A 20,901-nucleotide genomic window follows, 5' to 3' on the forward strand; every position below is an offset into this window, starting at 1 on the left:
TATTGTTAACACTTTGTAACCATTAATATCCGCTTACATCTTGTATACCATTTCAACTTTGATCCCTTCCACCTTTCAATCTTAGTTTTCATTTTTGTTGCATGGAAATTACGCAATACATGTCGAGTTTTACATCGTTTCATTCACACACTGACAACATCCCAGATTTTCTTTGATCAGCAGACATAAAAAAGCCCCCGTCTGAGCGAGGGCTGATTCGAACGTCAGAATATCTCGCTGTGTTAATTAGTCTTTCACGACAGGTAGCTCTTCGTTACTCCCCCACTCACTCCAGGAGCCATCGTAAACCGCGACTTTGGCATTCAATGCCCATTTTGCTGCTAACGCAAACGTACATGCTGTAACACCAGATCCGCAGGAGGAAACATTAGGTTTGTTCTCAGAGAGCACTGGTGATAACAACGCTGTAAGGTCTTCTCTCGTCTTGAACTTGCCATTTTCAGTCAAAACGGGGAAAGGTAAGTTCTTCGCATTGGGCATATGCCCACTTCTCACACCAGGCCTTGGCTCAGCGACACTGCCAGAAAAACGTTCTGAAGGTCGTACATCAATAACGTTTAGCGAGTCTGATTCGATTCCAGCCAATAAGGCTTGTGCATCAATCACACCTTCTTTATCAATGTGCGCTTTGTATGAGCCTAAAGTCGTGGATTCAGGCTCATCTGAATCCACCTTACCTCCAATAGCCTCCCAAGCAGACATGCCCCCATCCAGCAATGCCACGTTTTCATGACCCATGACTTTAAACATCCACCACACTCGCGGAGAAGAGAAGATACCAGCCGTGTCATAAACAACGATATGGTCATCGTTATTGATCCCCAAACCCGCAACGGCGGTTTCAAAGTGGTTTTCTGTTGGCAACATATGTGGGAGTGGAGAAGCTTTGTCGTAAATCTCGCCATCAAAATCAAAATACACCGCGCCGGGGATACGTTTTGTCATCCATTCTGATTTAGCATTTCTATCAGTGCCCGGCATAAACCAACTGGCATCCACCAACTTCAGCTTTGGCGAACCTAGGTTATCTCTTAACCATTCAGCACTGACTATTACTTCATTTATCTGTAGCAAATCACTCTCCTTATAGTTCGCCGTCGTAAGACCCTAGCGAATGGTATAGCATGAGCCAAGTCGCTATTAAATAATACAAAGGACGTTATGTTGTCACGCAGATTAATTGGCGCAGCGATTTTCGCTTTACCTCTGTTGAGCGCCACAACCCAAGCTGCCACTGTTTCATTCTCTATCGATAATGATGGTGCATTAGGTACAGACCGGGATTACACCAGTGGTCTTTTCCTTCGTTGGTCATCTGACCCAGGCGTGATTGGGTATAGTCTGGAAATTGGCTCACAAATGTGGACGCCTTCAGATATTGAGCTCACCACGCCACAACCTAATGAGCGGCCTTATGCTGGTCTGGTTTATGGTATGGGCCGCGTTTATCACCAAACCGATATCAACGCATTTAAAGGAAGCCTGATGCTTGGTATGGTCGGCCCTGATTCAAATTCCGATAGCGCTCAGTCTGTCGTCCACGAAATTGTAGGCTCTCCCGACCCGAAAGGCTGGGAATACCAAATTGACAACGAGTTTGTGTATCAAGCGGGGCTTGAGGCGCATCAACTCATCACACGAAGCCCAATTGGTGAGTTCAGTGTGTTTGGACGTGGGCAGGGAGGAAATTTCCAAAGCGAAGTCGCCATTGGCGGTACATATCGAATTGGTTTTGACCTAGCAAACACCTTTGGTTCGACCTCGGTACTACCAGGCAATGCGGTTGATGTCGGGTTGCTAAGCCACAGTGACAATGGCATGTTTTTCTTCACATCAGTAGAAGCAAGATACCGCTTTGACGACATTACCATTGAAGGTGACAAGCCTGCCGAAAACGATGATATTCATGTGGAGAACACGCAGGCTGCCGTTTCAGGTGGCGTGTCATGGTACTCACGCCATTGGGGGGCTGTCGCCTCTGTTACCGGTCAATCCAAGCAATTTGAAGAGTCAGATCGCGATTTCAGTGCTTACGCTAACTTTACGCTTTTCTACCGCTACTAGTTAATTCTGAACAAACAACAAAGGGCTGGTTATCCAGCCCTTTCTGATCGGATGCTTACAAGCCTAATTCTTCGACGATCAGCTCCAACAGATACGTTTCCCGCTTAATCGAAAGGCCTTGCTTATCGCTACTGGAAATCGTTTCTTTGTTGTGTGCAATAGCTTCATGAATGTTAACCCATAGCGGCCGCATTCCATTTTTTACTTCGTAATCTTCGAGTGACACTTCGCCAAGTTCTTCATCAATATCGCACCAGAAGCAATAAGACAGCATGTGTACCACGTCGAAATCCGGCTTGTGCCATGGTCGGTATTCTTCATAAGCGCCGAATTCGCGAATGTTTCGAATATTCTGCGCACCAGTCTCTTCGCCCAATTCACGAACCAAACCCTGCACTTCATCTTCATGCTCGTCAATGCCACCACCTGGCAATGAGTAGTCATGATAGCGCTCGGTAAACAGAAGCAGGATCATGTCTTCTTTAACAACGATTGCACGGGCGGCACGTCGATGGAACGTGGACTTCCCCTCAAGTGGAAGAACATCTGGGTGAAAGCTGGTTTTTAGAATTTGCATGGAATAACTCGAGTTGCCAAAAACGCGAAGAGACGCACTCTAGCGAGAAGAACCATACAGGGCAAATATAAAATGCGAGTCACCTAATGCTTTGAGTTATTGAGATACATGACAATTGTTGCATTTAGCGATTAGGGTCTTAGAATACATGCAACCTTAAAACCATGCCGAATTAGAGTAGCCCGAAAGGTTTTTGTTGTGGTTGCAAACTGAATATAAACATTCCCCGCACCAATACTTCGAGCGGCATTTCATAGAATTAATCTATAAGATTCATTGACCTACAGCAGAGCATGTCTCTACAGATTAGTGGATAAACAGGATTACATTCGATAAAACGTAAAGTTTATCGACAAATGAGTGTCATTTTCGAACCGTAAAGTCGCATTTTGTATATAATTATATTCATCAATAACGTAGTTCCCCCAATTACTTTTACAGCACGGCGTGGTTTAAAAAGCGAGAACCTATTACGAATGATTTTTAACGGAGCAAGCATCAATGCTGCAGAAAGTCGCCATTGATAATGTTGAGATCGGCATGTATGTCGAACAGATCGAGTCTCAACGCGCCCGCACAAAGATGAAGAAGCCGGGCTTCATCAGACGACAGGAAACCATTGATAACCTGCGTGAGAAAGGTGTGCTCTTCGTTTACATCGACGCCGACCAGATTACATCAGACGAAGACATTCAGTACCGCGAGACCAAGGTAGGAAAACACTCCTCCATCAAAGGCAACGATGAATTCGGCGCGGCAAAAGAACTCGTAGATAAGTCAAAGAAACAGCTGAGTAAGCTTCTCAATGATGTCTACGAAAACAAGCCCGTCGATATCGAACCCGTCAAGCAAGTCAGTTCAGACATTGTAGAAAACATCTTCGAGCGACGTGACGCTGTGCTTTGGATCAGCGGTATCCGCGAAAAAAGTGCCTATCTGCTTGAACACTCGATGAATGTAGCGTTCCACTTAGTGAACTTTGGCCGTTATCTTGAACTTGACCGCCAAACCTTGGAAGAGTTAGCGATCGGTGGACTTGTTCACGACATCGGTAAAATTTTGGTGCGTGATGAAGTGCTCAACAAACCAGGAAAACTGACCGATGAAGAATTCCTTCACATGAAGGAACACCAAACATTGTCACAACCTGTTTTGGACAGCATGATCGACCTACCTAAACTGAGTAAAGATGTCAGCGTCATGCACCACGAAAAAATAGACGGGAATGGCTATCCGAACGGTTTGAAAGGCGACGAACTGACGCTCATTGGCCGTATGTCATGCATTGTTGATATCTATGACGCATTGACCGCAGAACGATGTTACAAGCCCGCCCTTTCACCTTCTGAAGCATTTAAGATCATGATTGGCCTCACTCCTTTCCATCTCGACTCTGATCTGCTGAAAAAGTTTATCCGTTGCGTCGGCTTCTATCCGATTGGTTCTGTTGTTGAGCTAAGCAATGGTCGAGTCGGCTTGGTTTGTGAAGAGAACCCTGATGATTTGATGACGCCAACCGTCAAACTCTTCTACTCAGCAAGAACAGAGTCTTTCCGCGAAGTGGAATATATCGACCTCAAGAAAAGGCCAGATCTCAAAATCATACGCGGTTTGACAGAAGCTAAACTGAAAACAGATTTCGCCGAGTTCCGCTAATCGTTCCATTCTTCACCAATCGCACCACTTCTCTTTTTTATTTCATGACCTAGCCGACAGATTTTCTTATACTTGTCGGCTCATTTACTTGTGGAACTGAAACAATGCGTATTTGTGCTGTCGATCTAAAAAGCAACGAAGCGAACATTTGCCTGCTGGAATCTAACCAAGGTCTATTCGAAGTACCTGAGTGTCGCGCGCGAAAGTTTACGATGACTGACGCGGCAAGTGCCGAGCAGATCCGCAACTTCCAAAAGCAATTCGCCAAGCTGATCGAAGACTACAAAATTGAAAAGATTGTTATTCGTGAGCGCCCTACTAAAGGTAAATTCGCGGGCAGCGCGTTAGGCTTCAAAATGGAAGCTGCACTGCAGCTTATTGATGGTATTGAAGCAGAAGTATTCAGCTCTTCTGAAATGAAAGCTTCACTGAAGCGCAACCCTATTCAGGTTTCGCTGAAAGAGGTAGGTCTTAAGCAATTTCAAGAGCAAGCGTTCTTGACGGCCTGTGCATACCTAAACAAATAATCCTTCGGATTAATGAACATTAAGGGCTGCTTTCGCGGCCCTTTTTCTTTCTTTGAATTCTCGCTTGATCGTCTATTCAGTTCCGTTTCTGGCTAATGTCTTTCATTCATGATGATATGTTAATAGAAATTCTCATCAAGGCTCAGAAATCATGTTGGACACTACCACCTATCAACAAGCCAGGCTTTCTCGCGACGCCCGCTTTGATGGACTGTTTTTTACTGCCGTGATATCGACAGGCATCTACTGTCGGCCTATTTGCCCCGCACCTTCTCCGAAAGAAGAGAACGTTCGCTACTATTCCTCTGCAATCGAAGCAGCAGCACAGGGGTTTCGACCTTGCCTGCGTTGTCGCCCAGACAGTGCGCCTGGCTCTCCAGCCTGGATGGGAAAAGAAACCACGTTTAGACGTGCTTTGAATTTGATTCAGGAAGGCTATCTACATGAACATAACATTCCTGAATTAGCTGACAGACTCGGTGTGAGCGACAGGTACCTTCGTAAGCTCTTTACTGAATCGCTCGGCTGTTCACCAAAGCAATATGCCCAATACCAACAAATCCTTTTTGCAAAAAAGCTGCTACACGAAAGTCAATTATCTGTCTCTGATATTGCCTTTGCATCAGGCTTTAACAGTGTGCGGCGCTTTAATGACTGCTTTCAACAACAGCTTTCTCTTTCACCCACTCAAGTGCGCCGTAAGCATTTAAAAAGTCATGAAGGAATGACGCTTAGCATGAGCTTTCGCCCTCCTTACCATTGGGACGCCTTCAAGCGTTTTATTGCACCTCGCATTATTGCAGGTCTTGAGTGGCTCACTGATAACAGTTATGGAAGACGCTTCATCCATCAGGGAAAACAAGGTAGTTTTACCGCGACGTTGCAAGAAGGGAAAAATACGTTTCAGGTAGAAATTGAACTCGAAGATCCAAAGTTTCTTTACCAAGTCGTCAACCGCATTCGCCACCTGCTGGATTTGGATGCCAACCCAGATGTCATTGACGATGCATTACGTAAAACTGCGCCTAAGGATAGTTCTTTGGGTGTGCGCATTCCTGGCTGCTGGGATATGGAAGAAGCAGGCTTACGAGCCTATTTAGGTGAAAGTTTAGTTTCATGCCCTGTACTTGGTGAGCAAGCAAATCCGTTATCCGACGTCACGAATTCAGACCAAACAGGTTTTCAAAAACATTGGGCTGACATTTGTGAACACTTTAAACACGAACCTTGGCCAGAATCTTCGCCATCAACATATCTGAGCCAAGCACAATATGCATATGCACGTCTTAGGGGGTTAAGCCTTCCTGACATTTCAGACGTTGAAATGCTTGACGAAGCGCTTACAACTTCGGCCAAACCCTGGAGAAGCTATCAAGCTCTCGCTCTCACCGAAAAGAACGCATCAGTTCAAACCGCTTTCAATGCGGGAAATGAATAAGGATATCCTATGAAACAGTACCGTTATGAATACGAATCTCCTCTCGGCACGATTACGCTAACTGCCTCCGATCAAGGGCTGACTTCCCTTTCATTACCTGAATACAAGTACGACATTCCGGTATCTGACGAGGAAGTCATCGACCGCAAACCTTTCGAGTCCATCGTTTCACAATTGGATAGATATTTTGCCGGTGAGGCGGTGGAATTTGATGTGCCATTGGATCTTTTAGGTACCGCGTTCCAATGTGAAGTCTGGGAAGCACTTAAATCAATTCCACCCGGTGAAACGCGCAGCTATGGAGAGCTCGCCAATCATGTCGGCAGGCCAAAAGCGTCTCGTGCTGTTGGTGCTGCAAATGGCCAGAACCCCATCGCAATCATTGTTCCCTGCCATCGGGTCATTGGAAAGAATGGAAAGCTGACAGGTTACGCTGGGGGGCTGGAAGCCAAGGCCTGGTTGCTTAAGCATGAGCAGGCCATGGCGAAATAGGTCAACCCGCAGCCACCAAAACACGTTGAGCCAGCAATTTGATAAATCGTAGAGGCGTAATGCGGTAACCCAAGTGAAGATAAAACCCATGCGCCTCTTCGCGGCTAATATGACTGGTTACTTCAATACGGTGACAGTTTTGTTTTTTAAGGTAGGTTTCAGCATGCTCTAGCAGCTGCTTACCAATGCTCATGTCGCGGAAGTTTTCATCAATAACCATTGATGAGATTCTTCCCCAAGGCATGTCATCGTGAACCACATCGACGGTATGCAAGGCGATATAGCCCACTACCATGTCACAAAGCTCTGCAACAAACAGCGCGTCCCGTGACTGCTTCATGATTTTTTCCAAGCGAAGCTCAGTATCTTCCAATTCGGACGGGTAACCCAGTGTGTGGCAGAGCGCATTAATGCGCTCTGCGTCTTCCAACGTTGCCGGACGAATAATCATATCCAGCTCCTATTACTGATTGTTTGCCGTAGGCATCGCATCTGATATCGCGCGCAGGCTTACTCGACGGTCAAAGAAGTAGCCTTCACGGTCACCTTCTTTTTCAAGCGCCAGTTGATTGCCAAATGCCGTTTGAGCTAACTGCGAAGGATCAACACCTTGCTCAACCAGATAGTCATAAACTGCTTGTACACGCTGGTGTGACAGTTTCAGATTGTACTCTTCATTGCCTCGCACATCCGCATGGCCTTCCAAGTCCCATTGCACATTTGGCTGCTGACGCATCAGCGCGGCCACTTCATCAAGCTGCAGTTGGAAATGCGGCTCAATTTCCGAAGAATTGGTTCGGAATTGAATATCCATCGCCAATTCGAGCGCGATTTCTTTTTCGTTCATTTCGGCTTTCAATTTCGCTAACTCAATTTCGTTTTCCGCATACAGCGAGCGGAAGGTTTCCAGTTGCGCGTTTTGCTCGCTGATGTCTGCAATCACCATCGCTTGCTGTTCGCTTTGTTCATCGATACTGGCTACCTGACCGATCAGCCCACCCACAATGGCACCAGCTACCGCACCAACAGGTCCGCCGATGACAGCACCTAACGCAGCGCCACCACCGAAGCCAATCATTTCTGTCGTTTGGTCACGTTCAGCTTGCAGCGTTTGGTTTGCTGCAAAAACCGTAGAAACAGTCATAGGGATGACCAGAGAGATTGCTGCCAGTGTTTTATTCATCTTGTTCATTGTTATTTCCTCATCCATTTCAGGTTGTGAAGGGAGAACCCGTTCGTTGTTTCGATGAGGTCATTAAAACAAGGCAAAATGGCACCGACTGGGAACAAAAAAGGCAATGCTCGGGGCAATTGTGGCAAAAAAATGGCTTTTGCCCTGAATCGGTGAGATCCCCTTTTTAAAGGCGCAATTTACGGTATAGTCAAACCATCTTCTGTTTGATTACTTGAGTAAAAATGAAACGTATCGCTATTGTTGAAGACGAGCCGGCCATTCGCGAAAACTATGCAGATGTATTGCGAAAACAGGGTTATTCCGTATCTACCTATGCCAACCGCCCTGATGCTGAAGAAGGTTTTAAGCAACGCCTTCCGGATTTGGCGATCATCGATATCGGTCTTCAGGATGAAATTGATGGTGGGTTTCAGCTTTGCCAATCGTTGCGTGCTATGTCTGCAACCATTCCGATCATTTTCCTGACCGCCAGGGACAGCGATATAGACACGGTTGTTGGTCTGCGAATGGGCGCTGATGACTATCTAACGAAAGACATTAGTCTTCCTCACCTAATGGCGCGCATCGCCGCTCTTTTCCGACGAAGCGAATTGCTCAGTCTGGCATCGACTCAGACTGAATCTTTATTAGAGCGCGAAAACCTGACGCTTGACCTCAACCGCATGCAGGTGAAATGGAAAGATCAAACGGTGGATCTGACCGTGACGGAGTTTTGGATGGTCCATGCCCTAGCAAAGCGCCCTGGGCATGTGAGAAGCCGCCAGGATTTGATGCAAGAAGCGCACGTGGTGGTTGATGACAGCACAATTACTTCCCATATCAAACGCATACGCAAAAAATTCATCGCTCTGGATAGCACGTTTGACCATATCGACACTGTCTATGGCATGGGTTATCGCTGGGACAGCACAAAATGAAGGCAGTAACCGAAAAGGTGTGGCGCTGGATATCAGGCATCCGAACAAAAGTGGTATTGCTGAGCGGGCTTTTACTCTTGCTACCCTTTATTGGTTACAACTATGTCTGGGAACTTGAAAATGTGCTCAGACAAGGTCAGGAACAAACCCTGATGGGTTCTGCCCGTGCTTTCTCAATGGCACTGAATCAACAGCCTGAATTGTTTGAGCGCCAGCAAAAGACTAAGCCGAGGCTGGAAGAAGGAAAAGATCTCTATGCTGTGGCGCTGGAATCCCCCATCGATATTGATGGCTCTACGCTGGATTGGGAGCGTTATAAAAAACACAGAGTCAACTATGCCGATGCCCACGTGATTTTCAGCCGCTCCCCTTATCAATCAAATGAACTGAACTTTGATTTGATCATGGCGAGCGACGGTGATGATTTATATGCACTGATTGATGTCATCGACAAATCACCAATCCTTCGTCGTGAAAATACTGCGCGGATCGACCGAAATGACCACTTGGTGGTCACTTTAACAACCCAACAAGGCGAACTTAAACGTTACGGCGTCACCACTACAAAAAGTGGAAATGCCGACATCTACCTTATTGAAAATACGATAGAAGATATAGAACATAATTTTCCTTCAGAAGCGATTCGGGGCTGGTGGCAGGAAACTGCACAAGGCTACGTCATTGAACTGGCTATTCCAGATTGGCTTGTTGGTGAAAAGCTCAGTTTCGCCTATTACGATGTGACTAATCCCTACAATCGTGATGTTGAGACTATTCTCGCCACTTCAAATCCACGCAGTGCCGAGACTCTGGGTACCCTTCTCGTTCCATCTCCTGATATCGAGAGAGTGCTACAAAGAATGAACGATGGAAGTTCTAGGGTTTGGGTTGTCGATCAACATGGGCGTGTGTTGGCAAAAGCCGGAGATCTCCAATCGGCAAACGGAGTTTGGGAAACCACCATTAAATACCACGAAGAACCGACTGGCGTAATGGGCTGGATTCAAAACAACATTCTGAACCCCTTCTATTACCGTTTACTGGAGCGTCCACCTGAGAAAATTATCGATGCCATGCACAATGCCGCCGTTTTCCGTGGCGTGGAAGTTCAGCAGGCACTTATAGGGCGTCCTTATGCTAATTGGCGTCTAACACCGGATGAAAGCACTACAATCCTCTCAGCGGCCTATCCGGTGAGAGTGGGTTCGAATGTGGTTGGCGCTGTTGTGGTTGAAGAAACAACAAAAGGGATCAAAACATTACGCAATAAGGCGCTTGAGCAATTATTTAATGTCCTGCTTGCTGTCATTTGTACCGGTGTGGTCGTGCTGCTACTTTTCGGATCACATATATCACGTCGCGTGAGAAAACTGCGCGACGATGCTGAGAGTGCCATCGACCCGCAAGGGCGCGTGTTACGTCAATTGGAGCCTGCTACCAGCAAAGACGAGATTGGGGATTTGTCCCGTACACTGTCGACAATGGTAACACGCCTATCTGACTACAATGCCTACCTGGAGAAGATGTCTTCTAGCTTATCCCACGAACTGCGAACACCTGTCGCCGTTGTCAGGTCTTCGCTGGAGAACCTGGCATTTGTCACCAAGGAAGACGATCAGCTTCGTTACATTGAGCGAGCTCAGGAAGGCGTCACAAGATTGGCAACTATTCTGTCGAGTATGACGGAAGCAACCCGTCTTGAGCAGAGTTTTGAACATGCCGAACACACTGAGTTTCCGCTCGACAAAGTCGTATCCGGCTGTGTGCAAGGCTATGAATATGCCTACCCAGAGCAGGGTTTCACCCTTCATATCAAAGACGGCAACTATCAGATGTCCGGCGTGCCTGAGTACATTGCACAGCTTTTAGATAAGTTGGTTGCCAACGCGGTTGAGTTCCACCAGCAAGACACTAATGTCGAGATATACATGCTCATTCATGACAATTTGGCACGCATCACAGTCTCTAACATTGGACCTCAATTGCCTGAAAATATGGGAAATCAATTACTCGGTTCCATGGTCTCTGTTCGGGAAGAAAAGCATAAATCAGACAAGCCACACCTCGGCTTAGGGTTGTATGTGGCCAGATTGGTGGCGGAGTTCCACCAAGGGCGGCTCTCGATAACCAATCGACCAGATGGCAAAGGCGTGAATGTCACGGTTTGGCTACCACTCGCATCGACCCAAACGAGCTGAGTATACAATTAGGGAAAACAACAAAAGGAATCTCCATGAAACTACATGAGTTTGCACCTGTTCCTAACGCACGGCGCGTTAGACTTTTCCTTGCTGAAAAGAAAATTGATATACCCTCAGTGCATGTTGATATTCGTGGAGGCGAAAACCTAACAGACAAATTCAAAGCTATGAGTCCGAATGGACGCATCCCTTTCTTAGAATTAGATGATGGGACAACGATCTGCGAGTCTATTGCAATATGCCGTTACTTGGATGCTGCTTTCCCAACAGATCACAATTTATTCGGCTCTACGCCAACCGAGATCGGACAAGTAGAAATGTGGAACCGAATTGTCGAACTTCAAGGTCTCTTCACTGCCTTCCAAGCTTTCCGGAACCTGACGGGTATATACAGTGACCGTGAGCGCTGTATCAAGGCCTGGGGCGAAGAAAGTAAGCTAAGAAATATCGAATTTTTGCCGGTATTGGAAGAAAGGCTTTCTCAATCAACCTATTTGGCTGGGGAACACTTTTCCGTCGCAGATATTTCCGCTTATATCATGGTGGATTTTATAAAGAACATTGATATTCATATTGATGACAGCATGCCTTCTATTCAACGCTGGTATGAACAAATCACTCAACGAGAAGCATTCATCGAAGCACAGTCGAAATAAAAAGGATTGAACAAATGATTGAGCTATACACCGCAGGCACGCCGAATGGCTACAAAATATCGATTGCCCTTGAAGAAATGGGGCTGCCTTACGAGTACCACGCGCTTGATTTGATGGCCGCAGATCAGAAGAAACCCGAATATCTGGCGATTAACCCCAACGGACGTATTCCAGCGATTGTTGATAAAGACAACGATGACTTCGCAGTTTTCGAGTCAGGCGCAATTCTTATTTATCTCGCAGAGAAAACGGGAAAATTCCTTCCTACCGATCCAAAGAAGAAAAGCCAAGTGCTGCAATGGTTGATGTTCCAGATGGGTGGTGTTGGGCCAATGATGGGTCAGGCTAACGTCTTCTATCGTTACTTCCCTGAGAAAATCCCAGCGGCCATAGAGCGCTACCAAAACGAAGGACGTCGCCTGTTCGAAGTCATGAATAGTCAATTGGCTAACAACCGTTATCTGGCTGGTGACGAATACACAATTGCAGATATCTCGACCTGGCCTTGGGTGAGAATCCATGAATGGAGCGGCGTTGATATCTCCGGCCTGGAGCATCTCCAACGTTGGGTAGACGAATTGGCAGAAAGGCCTGCTTGTCAAAAAGGCATTCTGGTTCCCCCTCCGTCTAATCTGTCAGACGAAGAGAAAGCAAAACAAATCTCTAAGATGGTAACGAAGTAAAACGCTGCTCCGAAAAACGACAAAGCCGTCCCGATGGGCGGCTTTGTCAGTCATAGCAGACTTTTTATATTTCTTTGATGTATTCGATAAACACTTGGTCGCCTGAATGTTCGACCTTGGCAATGGTGCCATCAACAGTTAAAGAGGTTCTTACCACGATGGGTCCGTTGTTCATGATGTTTTTGTTGTCCTTTAGACTGGGTAATGAGCTACCAGGATCCAGCCCCATCTCTTTACAGAAACGGAAAACGAAGTTTCGATCCATCGGAACATCACCGCGCATGGTCTTTGAGAAGTCCAACTGACTCACCCCAAGGCGTTTGGCCATTTCGATTTGGGTGATTCGCAATTTCGCTTTGTAAGACATCCACGCGTCATAAAGTGTTTGCCTGTCATGATAGGTAAATTCCATAAATCCCCGCTTGTTACCTACCTCTCCATAAAGAAAATCATAACGGTGAAGCGTTTTATCAATGTCAGCGAGGCGTAAGTGCGGCGTAAACACTTGTCGAAACTGGTGCTCTTCGCTATGTTATCGCCCTGCCTGGTCGTTCATTTCATTCTGGGCATATCATGACAAAGAGAGACTTACTATGAGCCACAACCTTGCATTGCTACCACCAGATAAAAAACAAGAAATTGAACTCGATAAGCAAGCAGCTTATTCGGTGTGGCAGGTTAAAAATGCATTGGCAGAAAGAAGTACACTCGCGCAGCAGGCAAAAGACATTTCAGATGAAAATGAACGTGTGCATTTTGTTGATTGCGTTGATAAGTATTCAAAAATAATGGGGCTTTGAAGCCCCATTTTTTCCTAACTCATTTAGGAAAATTCTCGTTTACCTTTTTGTTAGCAAAGCCACGTACTTGTTGCTGTCATCACAGTAAACGATGCGACAGTTAAAGTGATGACTGTCAGCCACTCTTCGGAGCGTAGACATGCCGATATCAAACCACGGCACTTCTTCACTCACTCTCCCGTCAAATTCAAACGTCAAATGACGCGTGCGATAGCCCTCATAACGAAGGTTTTCTGAACTCAAGATCAATCTGCCGCCTGGATACAAATTCCGATGCGCCAGATTGAGAAAATGAAAGAAGTTACGAATATTACCCAACTGCCCTATCACTCCGCGAAGTGCTAACCAGGTAAAGGTGCGATCAAACATTGGGTGCTGGTCAAACAGATGACCACAAATTACTGATGGAACACCGCGCTGATGCATGATTGCACAAGCAATCGGTGAACTATCAATCGACGTCACTTTAATACCTTTCGCAATAAGGTAGAGAGAATGCTCTCCACTCCCCGCGCCAACGTTCAATACGCTGCGACGACAATACGAAAGAGCTATTCTGTCAGTGGCAACATCTTCCGGACGACGGAAGAAGTCAGATGTTGGGATCACAGATGTGCCATTGTTTTCCCTAACAATGAGTTTCCCTGATTTATTGCCGTTGTAATAGCTGGCTAGCGCGGTACCAAATACCTCTACAACACTCTGCATGGCCATTCCCCCTGTTATTCAACTAAGAGAATACTTGGAAGCGTTACACTCATTTGTCTCATTTATAAAACAGTCGCTAGGTATCAGAAAAAAGTCTGAGAAGAATGAAGTTTGTCGTTGCGTCACGCTGAGATTAGGACAGATATGAACACTGAGTTTCAGTACGTTAGGTGGCTAGAATTGAGAGATGTTGAGCGACATTCACCAATTTACACAGGAAAACCGGGGAATAAACGCATAACAGCGTTATCTAATGCTTTCGACTGAGACGATTTTTCTTGCGAGCACGCTTGTGTTGGTACATCGTTTTATCTGCTTCGCTAAGCCATTGTTCTGCCGAAACAACGTTCTCTGACAGTTCAATAGCACCAAGACTGATAGAGACATTGATACCTTCCGGCAAGCCTTCACATTCAATATCGCATTTCAAGCGCTCGAGGATATGCGGAATCTCAGCCTTTGCGGTATGCCTTAACAGCACAACAAATTCATCGCCGCCGATACGGCCCGCAACATCAGAATCGCGAATATTAGAAGTAAGATGGCCAGCAATGGCTTTCAATACTTCGTCACCTACGTCATGGCCGTAAGAGTCATTGATGTTTTTAAACCCGTCCGCATCTATGTATACCAGCACCGAGGGATCACTTATCCGATCATATTCCTGATAGGCTTCCTGAATGTCAGTCATGATCGCATGTCGTGATTTAATCCCCGTAAGAGAGTCATACTCCACAAGCTCACGAAGTTTCTTTGCCATCACAACCACTGTATCGCGTTGATCGATTTCAGCAGTGATGTCGGTCAGCGTGCCTACACGATAAATCAGCTCACCGTTACCATCGAAAACACAATTACCGCTATCGCGAATGTGCTTCACTCTTCCATCTTCGAAAAGCAATCGATAGTTGATATTCCAAGAATTAGTGGATGATGAAAAACGCGTATTTTCCGCTACTTCGCGTTCTGCCGGGTGGATTCTAGCGAGAAAAGCGTGTGGGTCGCTGTAGAGCGTTTCCACTTTTTCTTCCCAAATGGTGTCGTAGCATTTGTTCACGTAAAACAAACGCAAAGGATCAGCTGCGGAGATCCAAACAACCGAACTAACGTTCTCGGCGATGGCCCGAAAACGCCTTTCTGACGTGGCGATGGTGTCCTGAAGCTGTTTCTCTTCATGAATATCCAATACCGCAATCAAGAATTGTTGTTGGTTGGTGTACTTACACACAATGGAGGAGACAAATGTACGAACCCAAATTTGGTGACCATTTTTGTGGATGTAGCGTTTGTCGACTCGATACTGGTTGCCAGAGCCTAAGGTGATGTTTTCGCGCAGCGGCTTCTCGCTATTTGCATCAGAGTGGTAAGTTAAATCAAACTCAGTGAGCTGCAACAAGTCATCATCGTTATATCCAAGCAATGTCTGATACGCGGGATTGACGCTGATAAACCGCCCTTCTGTATCGACACGCACCATACCCATTGGTAGCCTTTCCTGCAGGGCTTCATTTAACTCATCGTCCTGCTGGTAAAGAGTCAGTGCAGCAATAAAGGTGTTCGTAGGAACAGTGTTAACCAAATTCACTTTCAGCACGTAAATGTCTTTGCTGCGCGCGAGCCGAACTAATTTCGTAAACGGTTCGTACTGGGAGGAGTTAGAAACAACCTGGAAATATCGTACTGCTTCATTCCAGGCGCTCGCAGTCAAATAGCCATCGATGTTCGTCTCATCGGGCTGAACGTGGAACAGCTGTTGACACTCACGGTTGCTTTGAATGATCTCGCCGAGCTCATTCAATAGAACCATGGGTACAGGTGCAAGTTCAAAAAACTGCATCTGAGGAGGGCTGTGAGTCTGAAACATCCGGGTTCGTCATGTCCTGTCGCCACTGAGGCATTTTCAAGAAAAAGCTCGAACATTCGAGCCTTACACTCAACCAACATACTAGCGATAAAGTGGATTGACATTTGTCTCACTTTTACGCTCGAATCAATAAAATATGCAATCCTCTCATCGGTAGTTGGATAATCTGTACATCCGCTTTTCTAGCCCAGCCCTGGGTATGGAAGATGCCCAACTTTCACCCAAAGAAGGGTGTCTTCTTCTGCATAAGGGTTGTACTCGAACATGTGTGGATTTCTAATCCAGGTTCCGGGCCCATATTTTCCATATTCATCCCGATATTCCCCTTGGATGACATACACCTCTTCACCGCAGAAATGCGAAATACTGAAGAAGTGTTGTCCCGCTGGCCATTTGATCATGGCTACCTGCTCACCATTGAATTCGTGCAGAGGCCTCATCAGCAGCCGCCCCTGCCCCTCAATCCAGCCTTCTTCATCCAAGGTGTTGATACACACTTTGTGATGATCATTCGCAGAGAATTGATGAAGCTTGACTAACAAAGTGCAACCAACGTCACTATAAGGGGTGTGTGAGAAACCGGGAGGGTTTCTTAGATAAGTACCTGCTGGGTAATCACCGGTTTCGTCAGACAACACGCCATCAAGCACGAGGATCTCTTCACCTAGAGGATGTTCATGATGGCGAAAGGAAGATTTGGGAGAGTACTTTACAATGCTGGTGGCGTGACCTCGCTCGGCTTCTTCCCGAGAGAGAGGCTTGCGATAAACGCCCTCTACCGGGGAAGATTGCCAATCCATATCGCTGGTGTTAATAATCACCCGCTCATCAAACTGCATGTTCAGCATAAAACAGTCCTCAAACAGGGAAACAACATATACCCAAACAACCTCATCCTTGTCGACGAAGGATATTGCTCGTCAGAGCAATTTGAGGCGACTTGGGTATATCCCCACCCAATCTAAACAAAATCGACTGTATGGGTAATACGAATAACGCCCAGTTTCGGCTTGCTGTTTCAAGAATATAGCAGCGCAAAATAAACAGCCTAGTCCCAATCATTGGAACATCGTCCATTACTTTAGCAAATACATATGTAATCGATTCTTCACACCCATAAGCCTGAAATGACGCTAGATGTCTCGGAAACTATAAACGCAAAAAAGCCCGCTTTAAGCGGGCTTTTGGATTTTTACAGTGACGCGGATTAATTATGCGTCTGCGTGACGACGCTCACCACGGAACGAACGCTTGTCGCCGCCACGGTCACGGTCGAAACGACGACCGCCTTTGTCACCACGACCTTCGCCACGGTTACCACCGCGAGGACCACGGTCATCAAAGCGACGTTGACCACGATCACCACCGTTGCGGTCACCGCCATTGCGACGACGTGGTGGAGACATGTCTACGTGACCTTCAACCAGTTGAGCGTCAGTCGCTTTCTGGCGGATACGCAGTTGCTTCAGTTGACCCAGGATTTCTTTAGGCATCTTCTTCGGCAGCTGAACGTAAGTATGGCCTGTAGCCAGCTTGATTGAACCGATGAATTGCTTCTCAAGACCCAGCTCGTTTGCGATAGCGCCAACGATGTCTTTCACCTGAACACCCTGATCACGACCAACTTGTAGCTGGTAAGTGTCCCAGTCTGCTGCATTGTAGCTGCGACGCTCGCCACGATCTGAACGATCACGTGGGCCACGGTCATCACGACGTGATTCACGGCGGCGGCTGTCTCGTTCCATAGCGGCGATCATTGGATCTGGACCGTTGTAGAACAATGGACGTTTGCCTTGCTGACGCTGAAGCAGCATAGCTGCCAACGTTGCAGTATCAACTTCGATTTGCTCTTGCAGTTTCTCGATCAGGCCAACAAATGCTTCCAGGCTATCAGACTCTTTCTGCTCTGCCAGATCAGCAGCCAGACGAGTCAAACGTGCCTCAGCAACTTTATCGCGCAGTGGAAGTTGAACTTCTTCCATGCGAGTAGAAGTCACGCGCTCGATAGTGCGCAGCATACGAATTTGGTTAGTGCGAACCAGCAGGATTGCTTTACCCGCACGTCCCGCACGACCGGTACGACCGATACGGTGGATGTATGACTCAACATCGAACGGAATGTCGTAGTTAAATACGTGAGTAATGCGTGGCACATCAAGACCACGAGCAACTACGTCAGTCGCTACCAGAATGTCGATAACACCACGTTTGATATGGTCAACAGTACGCTCACGAAGCGACTGTGGAATATCACCGTGCAGTGCTGCAGCTTTAAAACCACGCGCGCTCAGCCAATCAGCCAGACGCTCGGTGTCCTGACGGGTGCGAACGAATACGATAGACGCATCAGTTTCTTCAGTTTCAAGCAGACGAGACATTGCTTCGTCTTTCTCAACACCTTTAACAACCCAGAACTGCTGTTCAACTTTCTCAACAGTACGGTTGCTGCCAGCTACGTCGATACGAGCTGGTTCGCGCAGGAAGCGGTCAACGATTTCTTTAACCATTGGAGGCATGGTTGCAGAGAATAGCACGCGTTGCGCTGATGCTGGCGCTTGTTCCATGATCCAGGTTACGTCGTCAACGAAGCCCATTTTTAGCATTTCGTCAGCTTCGTCCAGAACGAAGGTATGAACTTCGTCCAGTTGCAGACGTTCACGATTAATCAGGTCTTTAACACGGCCAGGGGTACCAACAACAATATGAGCACCACTGCGCAGCGCGCGCATTTGATCAACGATTGAAGCACCACCGTAGATCTCAAGCACTTTCAGGCCATTGATATTTTGACCCAGTTGCTTAACTTCAGCTGCAACCTGGATAGCCAGCTCGCGAGTTGGAGCCATAACGATAGCTTGTGGTTTGTGTTGTTTCAGATCCAGTTTGTTCAACAGTGGCAGAGAAAATGCTGCTGTTTTACCAGTACCGGTTTGTGCTTTACCCAGTGCATCAACACCGGTAAGCAGAAGAGGAATCGAAGCTGCCTGGATAGGAGTCGGCGCTACAAAGCCGATTGCGTCAAGAGCAGAAAGAATGTTTTCAGCCAGATCTAACTGGCGAAATTCAGTAACAGTATCTTGCATTGGGATCCCAATATATAGACAAAAGTAACGGGGCCCCTGCTAGCGGTTTCGCACTGTTATTTTTCACTGATACAGGGTCACTCAAACAAAACACGGTGACAACCTACTCTCTGTAACAGTATCTAACGCTACGGGCCTCGACAAATAAGGCGTGCATTCTGCGCCACTAGACCAAAAAAAGCCAGAAAAAATTGAACAAGTTCACAATTCTTTCTACGACTGATGGCTTTTTGACTGCAAAAGCTTATTTCCGTAGCAATTTGCTGTTATTTCAGACAACCATTTCCCTAGGCGTATGATTTCTTAGTCGAGGCAAACGCGGTTTTGACCTAGTTTTACCGCCGTCGTCTTCAGCTTTTCTGCCTGTTTCATAATTTTCAGTTTCTGAGTAAATAGTGAAATAGACGTTAGCGTCATTCCCAGACTCAATGTTACTCGCTGGTAACCTGACGAATTCTTGTTAGGAATATTGAGATGGTAAACGGCATGCACCATATTTTCAGCCACTTCCCGCAGCATCAAATCATCGTCATGTAATAGAAGAAGAGAAAACGTACCTGATGATTGGTAGCTAAGGATGCCAGGAAGCAATGTTCCGGCTTGCCTTTCAAGAACGTCAGCCACCTTTTTTACCAAGTTTGTCGCTGCCGATTCACCATAGAACTTTCTATACCCGTCGAAACAATCTATGTCGATGGAAATTGCAGCAACGCGCTGTTTCTCTTTTCTCGCCTGCTTAAAGAGGCCGGGCAATGCCATTTGCAAAGCCTGCTCATTTGGCAAGCCCGTATCAGCATCACAAAGGTTCATCCAACGTTCGTTCCGCTTCTTAGCAAAGAGTTTATGTTTTAACGCTTTTAATTCCGATTCCCTTTTACTGTTCACTGATATGAGTTCATCAAACCGCACGTTAGATGCTTCTGTCTCTCTCACTTTGACAATCTTTTGGCAAACCGAAGCAGCAAGCAGTTTTAGTGCTTCCTTTTTAGGTTCATCAAGTGGTGTACCATAGAGAAGGTTGTCACCAGCCAACCAGCCGATGCATTCATCACCATTCCACATCGCCATCATGATATTCCAGCCAATGCCCACCTGCTCTTTGCCGAAATATAGAGGGACGTTTTCTTTCACGATGAGCTCATTCTTCTTAGTGAACGCCTCTTCCATAAAAAGGGTTTTTGGCATTTCCTGACAAAATTCAGAACGGTCAACAACATTGCCTTGTGGGTCAGTACCCCAAGTCCCCCACATTTTGTGAGATTCCATGTCGCACAGGAAAATGCCCATCCTATCTACCTGAAGCTTGTCTCTTCCGAGTTCAACCGCTATCCGACATAGCGAGTGGATGGTTGTCGCTTTAGTAAATCGAAGTGAAATCTCGTGAAGATTCTTTAAGTAAGTGAGTTGGGATGCGAGTGTGTGATTATCCAGAGCGAGGTCTAATTCACTCTTGCGACGATAGACATTCTGTTGGTTTAGCCTGTGAGCAAGGATCTTGCACTTAAGATGTGTGTCAGCGTTTTCCAGTAGCCAAGTGAAATCAACCGGTGAAAACGCTCGTTCGCGGGTTTGAGTGACAGACTCCACCAGCAAATAGCCCAATCTCTCCTCTCTTTTATATAGAGGAATGACAGCATGCTCCCAAAGTTGATCGTCTTGCTGCCAGCCACCATTAAAAGGCAACTCGGAAATAAATGAGAACTGATGCCTATGCTTGTTAGCGAGAGATTCCCAATCAATGTAGTAACCACTGTATTCTTCACAGGGTTTAAAAGCAGGATAGAAGTTGAATACGTCCTGTGTCTGGCTGGCTGCAAGCCTTAGGTCATCATCAACCCATACAAAAAGCGCGATATTACTAATCCCATTACGACAAACCAACCGACTGAAGATGTCCTCACACCATTTATCCAGTGCGCTGCAGACATCTTCGGCTGTGCCTCTCACCTGAACTTCAGCACTTTCCATACGCCAAACCGTAACTCCCTTTTAACGAACGATTATTTTGTCATCAATGTC

At 46.5% G+C, this 20,901-nt stretch carries 20 protein-coding genes; 10 read left to right on the forward strand and 10 right to left on the reverse strand.

The window, feature by feature from the left end; all coding sequences use genetic code 11:
- Positions 1-246: 246 nt before the first annotated feature.
- On the reverse strand, positions 247-1,095 hold the full coding sequence (locus tag GCE9029_RS15140; protein ID WP_062664368.1) for a sulfurtransferase: 849 nt from the start codon (positions 1,093-1,095) through the stop codon (positions 247-249).
- Between the two features lie 87 nt (positions 1,096-1,182).
- Here GCE9029_RS15140 and GCE9029_RS15145 point away from each other — a divergent pair, with 87 nt between their 5' ends.
- Entirely contained in the window at positions 1,183-2,085 is a 903-nt protein-coding gene (locus GCE9029_RS15145; protein ID WP_062664370.1) for a lipid A deacylase LpxR family protein, read from the forward strand.
- Positions 2,086-2,140: 55 nt separating this feature from the next.
- Here GCE9029_RS15145 and GCE9029_RS15150 read toward each other — a convergent pair whose 3' ends face one another.
- A complete protein-coding gene (locus GCE9029_RS15150; RefSeq protein WP_062664372.1) occupies positions 2,141-2,662 on the reverse strand; it encodes an NUDIX domain-containing protein in 522 nt (173 codons plus the stop codon).
- Between the two features lie 501 nt (positions 2,663-3,163).
- On the opposite strand from GCE9029_RS15150, the gene GCE9029_RS15155 reads away from it, so the two are divergent.
- From GCE9029_RS15155 to GCE9029_RS15170, 4 genes are all read left to right on the forward strand, one after another.
- Positions 3,164-4,318 carry an HD-GYP domain-containing protein gene (locus GCE9029_RS15155; protein WP_062664380.1) on the forward strand — a complete coding sequence of 385 codons (1,155 nt, stop codon included), beginning with the start codon at positions 3,164-3,166 and terminating at the stop codon, positions 4,316-4,318.
- Positions 4,319-4,422: 104 nt separating this feature from the next.
- Positions 4,423-4,845 (forward strand): DUF3010 family protein, encoded by a 423-nt coding sequence (locus tag GCE9029_RS15160; protein ID WP_062664382.1) that lies wholly within the window; start codon positions 4,423-4,425, stop codon positions 4,843-4,845.
- Between the two features lie 151 nt (positions 4,846-4,996).
- Positions 4,997-6,283 carry a bifunctional transcriptional activator/DNA repair enzyme AdaA gene (locus GCE9029_RS15165; protein ID WP_062664384.1) on the forward strand — a complete coding sequence of 429 codons (1,287 nt, stop codon included), beginning with the start codon at positions 4,997-4,999 and terminating at the stop codon, positions 6,281-6,283.
- Between the two features lie 9 nt (positions 6,284-6,292).
- Positions 6,293-6,775 carry a methylated-DNA--[protein]-cysteine S-methyltransferase gene (locus GCE9029_RS15170; protein ID WP_062664386.1) on the forward strand — a complete coding sequence of 161 codons (483 nt, stop codon included), beginning with the start codon at positions 6,293-6,295 and terminating at the stop codon, positions 6,773-6,775.
- A 1-nt stretch (position 6,776) separates the two neighbouring features.
- Here GCE9029_RS15170 and GCE9029_RS15175 read toward each other — a convergent pair whose 3' ends face one another.
- Both GCE9029_RS15175 and pdsO read right to left on the reverse strand, forming a co-directional pair.
- Positions 6,777-7,226 carry a GNAT family N-acetyltransferase gene (locus GCE9029_RS15175; protein WP_062664388.1) on the reverse strand — a complete coding sequence of 150 codons (450 nt, stop codon included), beginning with the start codon at positions 7,224-7,226 and terminating at the stop codon, positions 6,777-6,779.
- Positions 7,227-7,238: 12 nt separating this feature from the next.
- Complete coding sequence (gene pdsO, locus GCE9029_RS15180; protein WP_062664390.1) at positions 7,239-7,967, reverse strand: sortase-associated OmpA-like protein PdsO; 729 nt, start codon at positions 7,965-7,967, stop codon at positions 7,239-7,241.
- Positions 7,968-8,191: 224 nt separating this feature from the next.
- Between pdsO and pdsR the strand changes: the two genes are divergently transcribed.
- From pdsR to GCE9029_RS15200, 4 genes are read left to right on the forward strand one after another with little or no spacing between them, the layout of a single operon-like run.
- The gene (gene pdsR / locus GCE9029_RS15185; RefSeq protein WP_062664392.1) at positions 8,192-8,887 is read left to right on the forward strand and encodes a proteobacterial dedicated sortase system response regulator; all 696 of its coding nucleotides are present in this window, start codon (positions 8,192-8,194) and stop codon (positions 8,885-8,887) included.
- Positions 8,884-11,085 carry a proteobacterial dedicated sortase system histidine kinase gene (gene pdsS, locus GCE9029_RS15190; protein WP_062664394.1) on the forward strand — a complete coding sequence of 734 codons (2,202 nt, stop codon included), beginning with the start codon at positions 8,884-8,886 and terminating at the stop codon, positions 11,083-11,085. Before pdsR ends, pdsS begins: the two co-directional genes overlap by 4 nt.
- Positions 11,086-11,120: 35 nt before the next feature.
- Positions 11,121-11,744: a glutathione S-transferase family protein gene (locus tag GCE9029_RS15195; protein ID WP_062664396.1), complete on the forward strand. Its 624-nt coding sequence runs from the start codon at positions 11,121-11,123 to the stop codon at positions 11,742-11,744.
- A gap of 14 nt (positions 11,745-11,758) precedes the next feature.
- Positions 11,759-12,427, forward strand: coding sequence for a glutathione S-transferase family protein (locus tag GCE9029_RS15200; protein ID WP_062664399.1), 669 nt, complete (start codon positions 11,759-11,761; stop codon positions 12,425-12,427).
- A 64-nt stretch (positions 12,428-12,491) separates the two neighbouring features.
- Here the strand turns inward: GCE9029_RS15200 and GCE9029_RS15205 are convergent, their stop codons facing one another.
- Entirely contained in the window at positions 12,492-12,932 is a 441-nt protein-coding gene (locus tag GCE9029_RS15205) for an XRE family transcriptional regulator (RefSeq protein ID WP_231870113.1), read from the reverse strand.
- Positions 12,933-13,020: 88 nt separating this feature from the next.
- Here GCE9029_RS15205 and GCE9029_RS15210 point away from each other — a divergent pair, with 88 nt between their 5' ends.
- Positions 13,021-13,227, forward strand: a complete 207-nt coding sequence (locus tag GCE9029_RS15210; protein WP_062664403.1) for a DUF3283 family protein — start codon at positions 13,021-13,023, stop codon at positions 13,225-13,227.
- Between the two features lie 39 nt (positions 13,228-13,266).
- Here the strand turns inward: GCE9029_RS15210 and GCE9029_RS15215 are convergent, their stop codons facing one another.
- The 5 genes from GCE9029_RS15215 to GCE9029_RS15235 form a co-directional block, all read right to left on the reverse strand.
- Positions 13,267-13,935, reverse strand: coding sequence for a methyltransferase domain-containing protein (locus GCE9029_RS15215; protein ID WP_062664405.1), 669 nt, complete (start codon positions 13,933-13,935; stop codon positions 13,267-13,269).
- Positions 13,936-14,185: 250 nt separating this feature from the next.
- Positions 14,186-15,772 carry a sensor domain-containing diguanylate cyclase gene (locus tag GCE9029_RS15220; RefSeq protein ID WP_197475367.1) on the reverse strand — a complete coding sequence of 529 codons (1,587 nt, stop codon included), beginning with the start codon at positions 15,770-15,772 and terminating at the stop codon, positions 14,186-14,188.
- Positions 15,773-15,981: 209 nt separating this feature from the next.
- Positions 15,982-16,647 carry a cupin domain-containing protein gene (locus tag GCE9029_RS15225; RefSeq protein WP_062664410.1) on the reverse strand — a complete coding sequence of 222 codons (666 nt, stop codon included), beginning with the start codon at positions 16,645-16,647 and terminating at the stop codon, positions 15,982-15,984.
- 363 nt (positions 16,648-17,010) lie between these two features.
- Positions 17,011-18,882: a DEAD/DEAH box helicase gene (locus GCE9029_RS15230; RefSeq protein WP_062664412.1), complete on the reverse strand. Its 1,872-nt coding sequence runs from the start codon at positions 18,880-18,882 to the stop codon at positions 17,011-17,013.
- 303 nt (positions 18,883-19,185) lie between these two features.
- Positions 19,186-20,850, reverse strand: coding sequence for a GGDEF domain-containing protein (locus tag GCE9029_RS15235; RefSeq protein ID WP_062664414.1), 1,665 nt, complete (start codon positions 20,848-20,850; stop codon positions 19,186-19,188).
- Positions 20,851-20,901: the final 51 nt, after the last annotated feature.

It is taken from the genome of Grimontia celer, from assembly GCF_900055185.1.
Classification (GTDB): Bacteria; Pseudomonadota; Gammaproteobacteria; order Enterobacterales; family Vibrionaceae; genus Enterovibrio; species Enterovibrio celer.

Coding starts and splice junctions, on each gene's coding strand:
- GCE9029_RS15145 (WP_062664370.1), top strand. CDS start 1,183: ATGTTGTCACGCAGATTAATTGGCGCAGCGATTTTCGCTTTACCTCTG.
- GCE9029_RS15150 (WP_062664372.1), bottom strand. CDS start 2,662: ATGCAAATTCTAAAAACCAGCTTTCACCCAGATGTTCTTCCACTTGAG.
- GCE9029_RS15155 (WP_062664380.1), top strand. CDS start 3,164: ATGCTGCAGAAAGTCGCCATTGATAATGTTGAGATCGGCATGTATGTC.
- GCE9029_RS15160 (WP_062664382.1), top strand. CDS start 4,423: ATGCGTATTTGTGCTGTCGATCTAAAAAGCAACGAAGCGAACATTTGC.
- GCE9029_RS15165 (WP_062664384.1), top strand. CDS start 4,997: ATGTTGGACACTACCACCTATCAACAAGCCAGGCTTTCTCGCGACGCC.
- GCE9029_RS15170 (WP_062664386.1), top strand. CDS start 6,293: ATGAAACAGTACCGTTATGAATACGAATCTCCTCTCGGCACGATTACG.
- GCE9029_RS15175 (WP_062664388.1), bottom strand. CDS start 7,226: ATGATTATTCGTCCGGCAACGTTGGAAGACGCAGAGCGCATTAATGCG.
- pdsO (WP_062664390.1), bottom strand. CDS start 7,967: ATGAACAAGATGAATAAAACACTGGCAGCAATCTCTCTGGTCATCCCT.
- pdsR (WP_062664392.1), top strand. CDS start 8,192: ATGAAACGTATCGCTATTGTTGAAGACGAGCCGGCCATTCGCGAAAAC.
- pdsS (WP_062664394.1), top strand. CDS start 8,884: ATGAAGGCAGTAACCGAAAAGGTGTGGCGCTGGATATCAGGCATCCGA.
- GCE9029_RS15195 (WP_062664396.1), top strand. CDS start 11,121: ATGAAACTACATGAGTTTGCACCTGTTCCTAACGCACGGCGCGTTAGA.
- GCE9029_RS15200 (WP_062664399.1), top strand. CDS start 11,759: ATGATTGAGCTATACACCGCAGGCACGCCGAATGGCTACAAAATATCG.
- GCE9029_RS15210 (WP_062664403.1), top strand. CDS start 13,021: ATGAGCCACAACCTTGCATTGCTACCACCAGATAAAAAACAAGAAATT.
- GCE9029_RS15215 (WP_062664405.1), bottom strand. CDS start 13,935: ATGCAGAGTGTTGTAGAGGTATTTGGTACCGCGCTAGCCAGCTATTAC.
- GCE9029_RS15220 (WP_197475367.1), bottom strand. CDS start 15,772: ATGCAGTTTTTTGAACTTGCACCTGTACCCATGGTTCTATTGAATGAG.
- GCE9029_RS15225 (WP_062664410.1), bottom strand. CDS start 16,647: ATGCTGAACATGCAGTTTGATGAGCGGGTGATTATTAACACCAGCGAT.
- GCE9029_RS15230 (WP_062664412.1), bottom strand. CDS start 18,882: ATGCAAGATACTGTTACTGAATTTCGCCAGTTAGATCTGGCTGAAAAC.
- GCE9029_RS15235 (WP_062664414.1), bottom strand. CDS start 20,850: ATGGAAAGTGCTGAAGTTCAGGTGAGAGGCACAGCCGAAGATGTCTGC.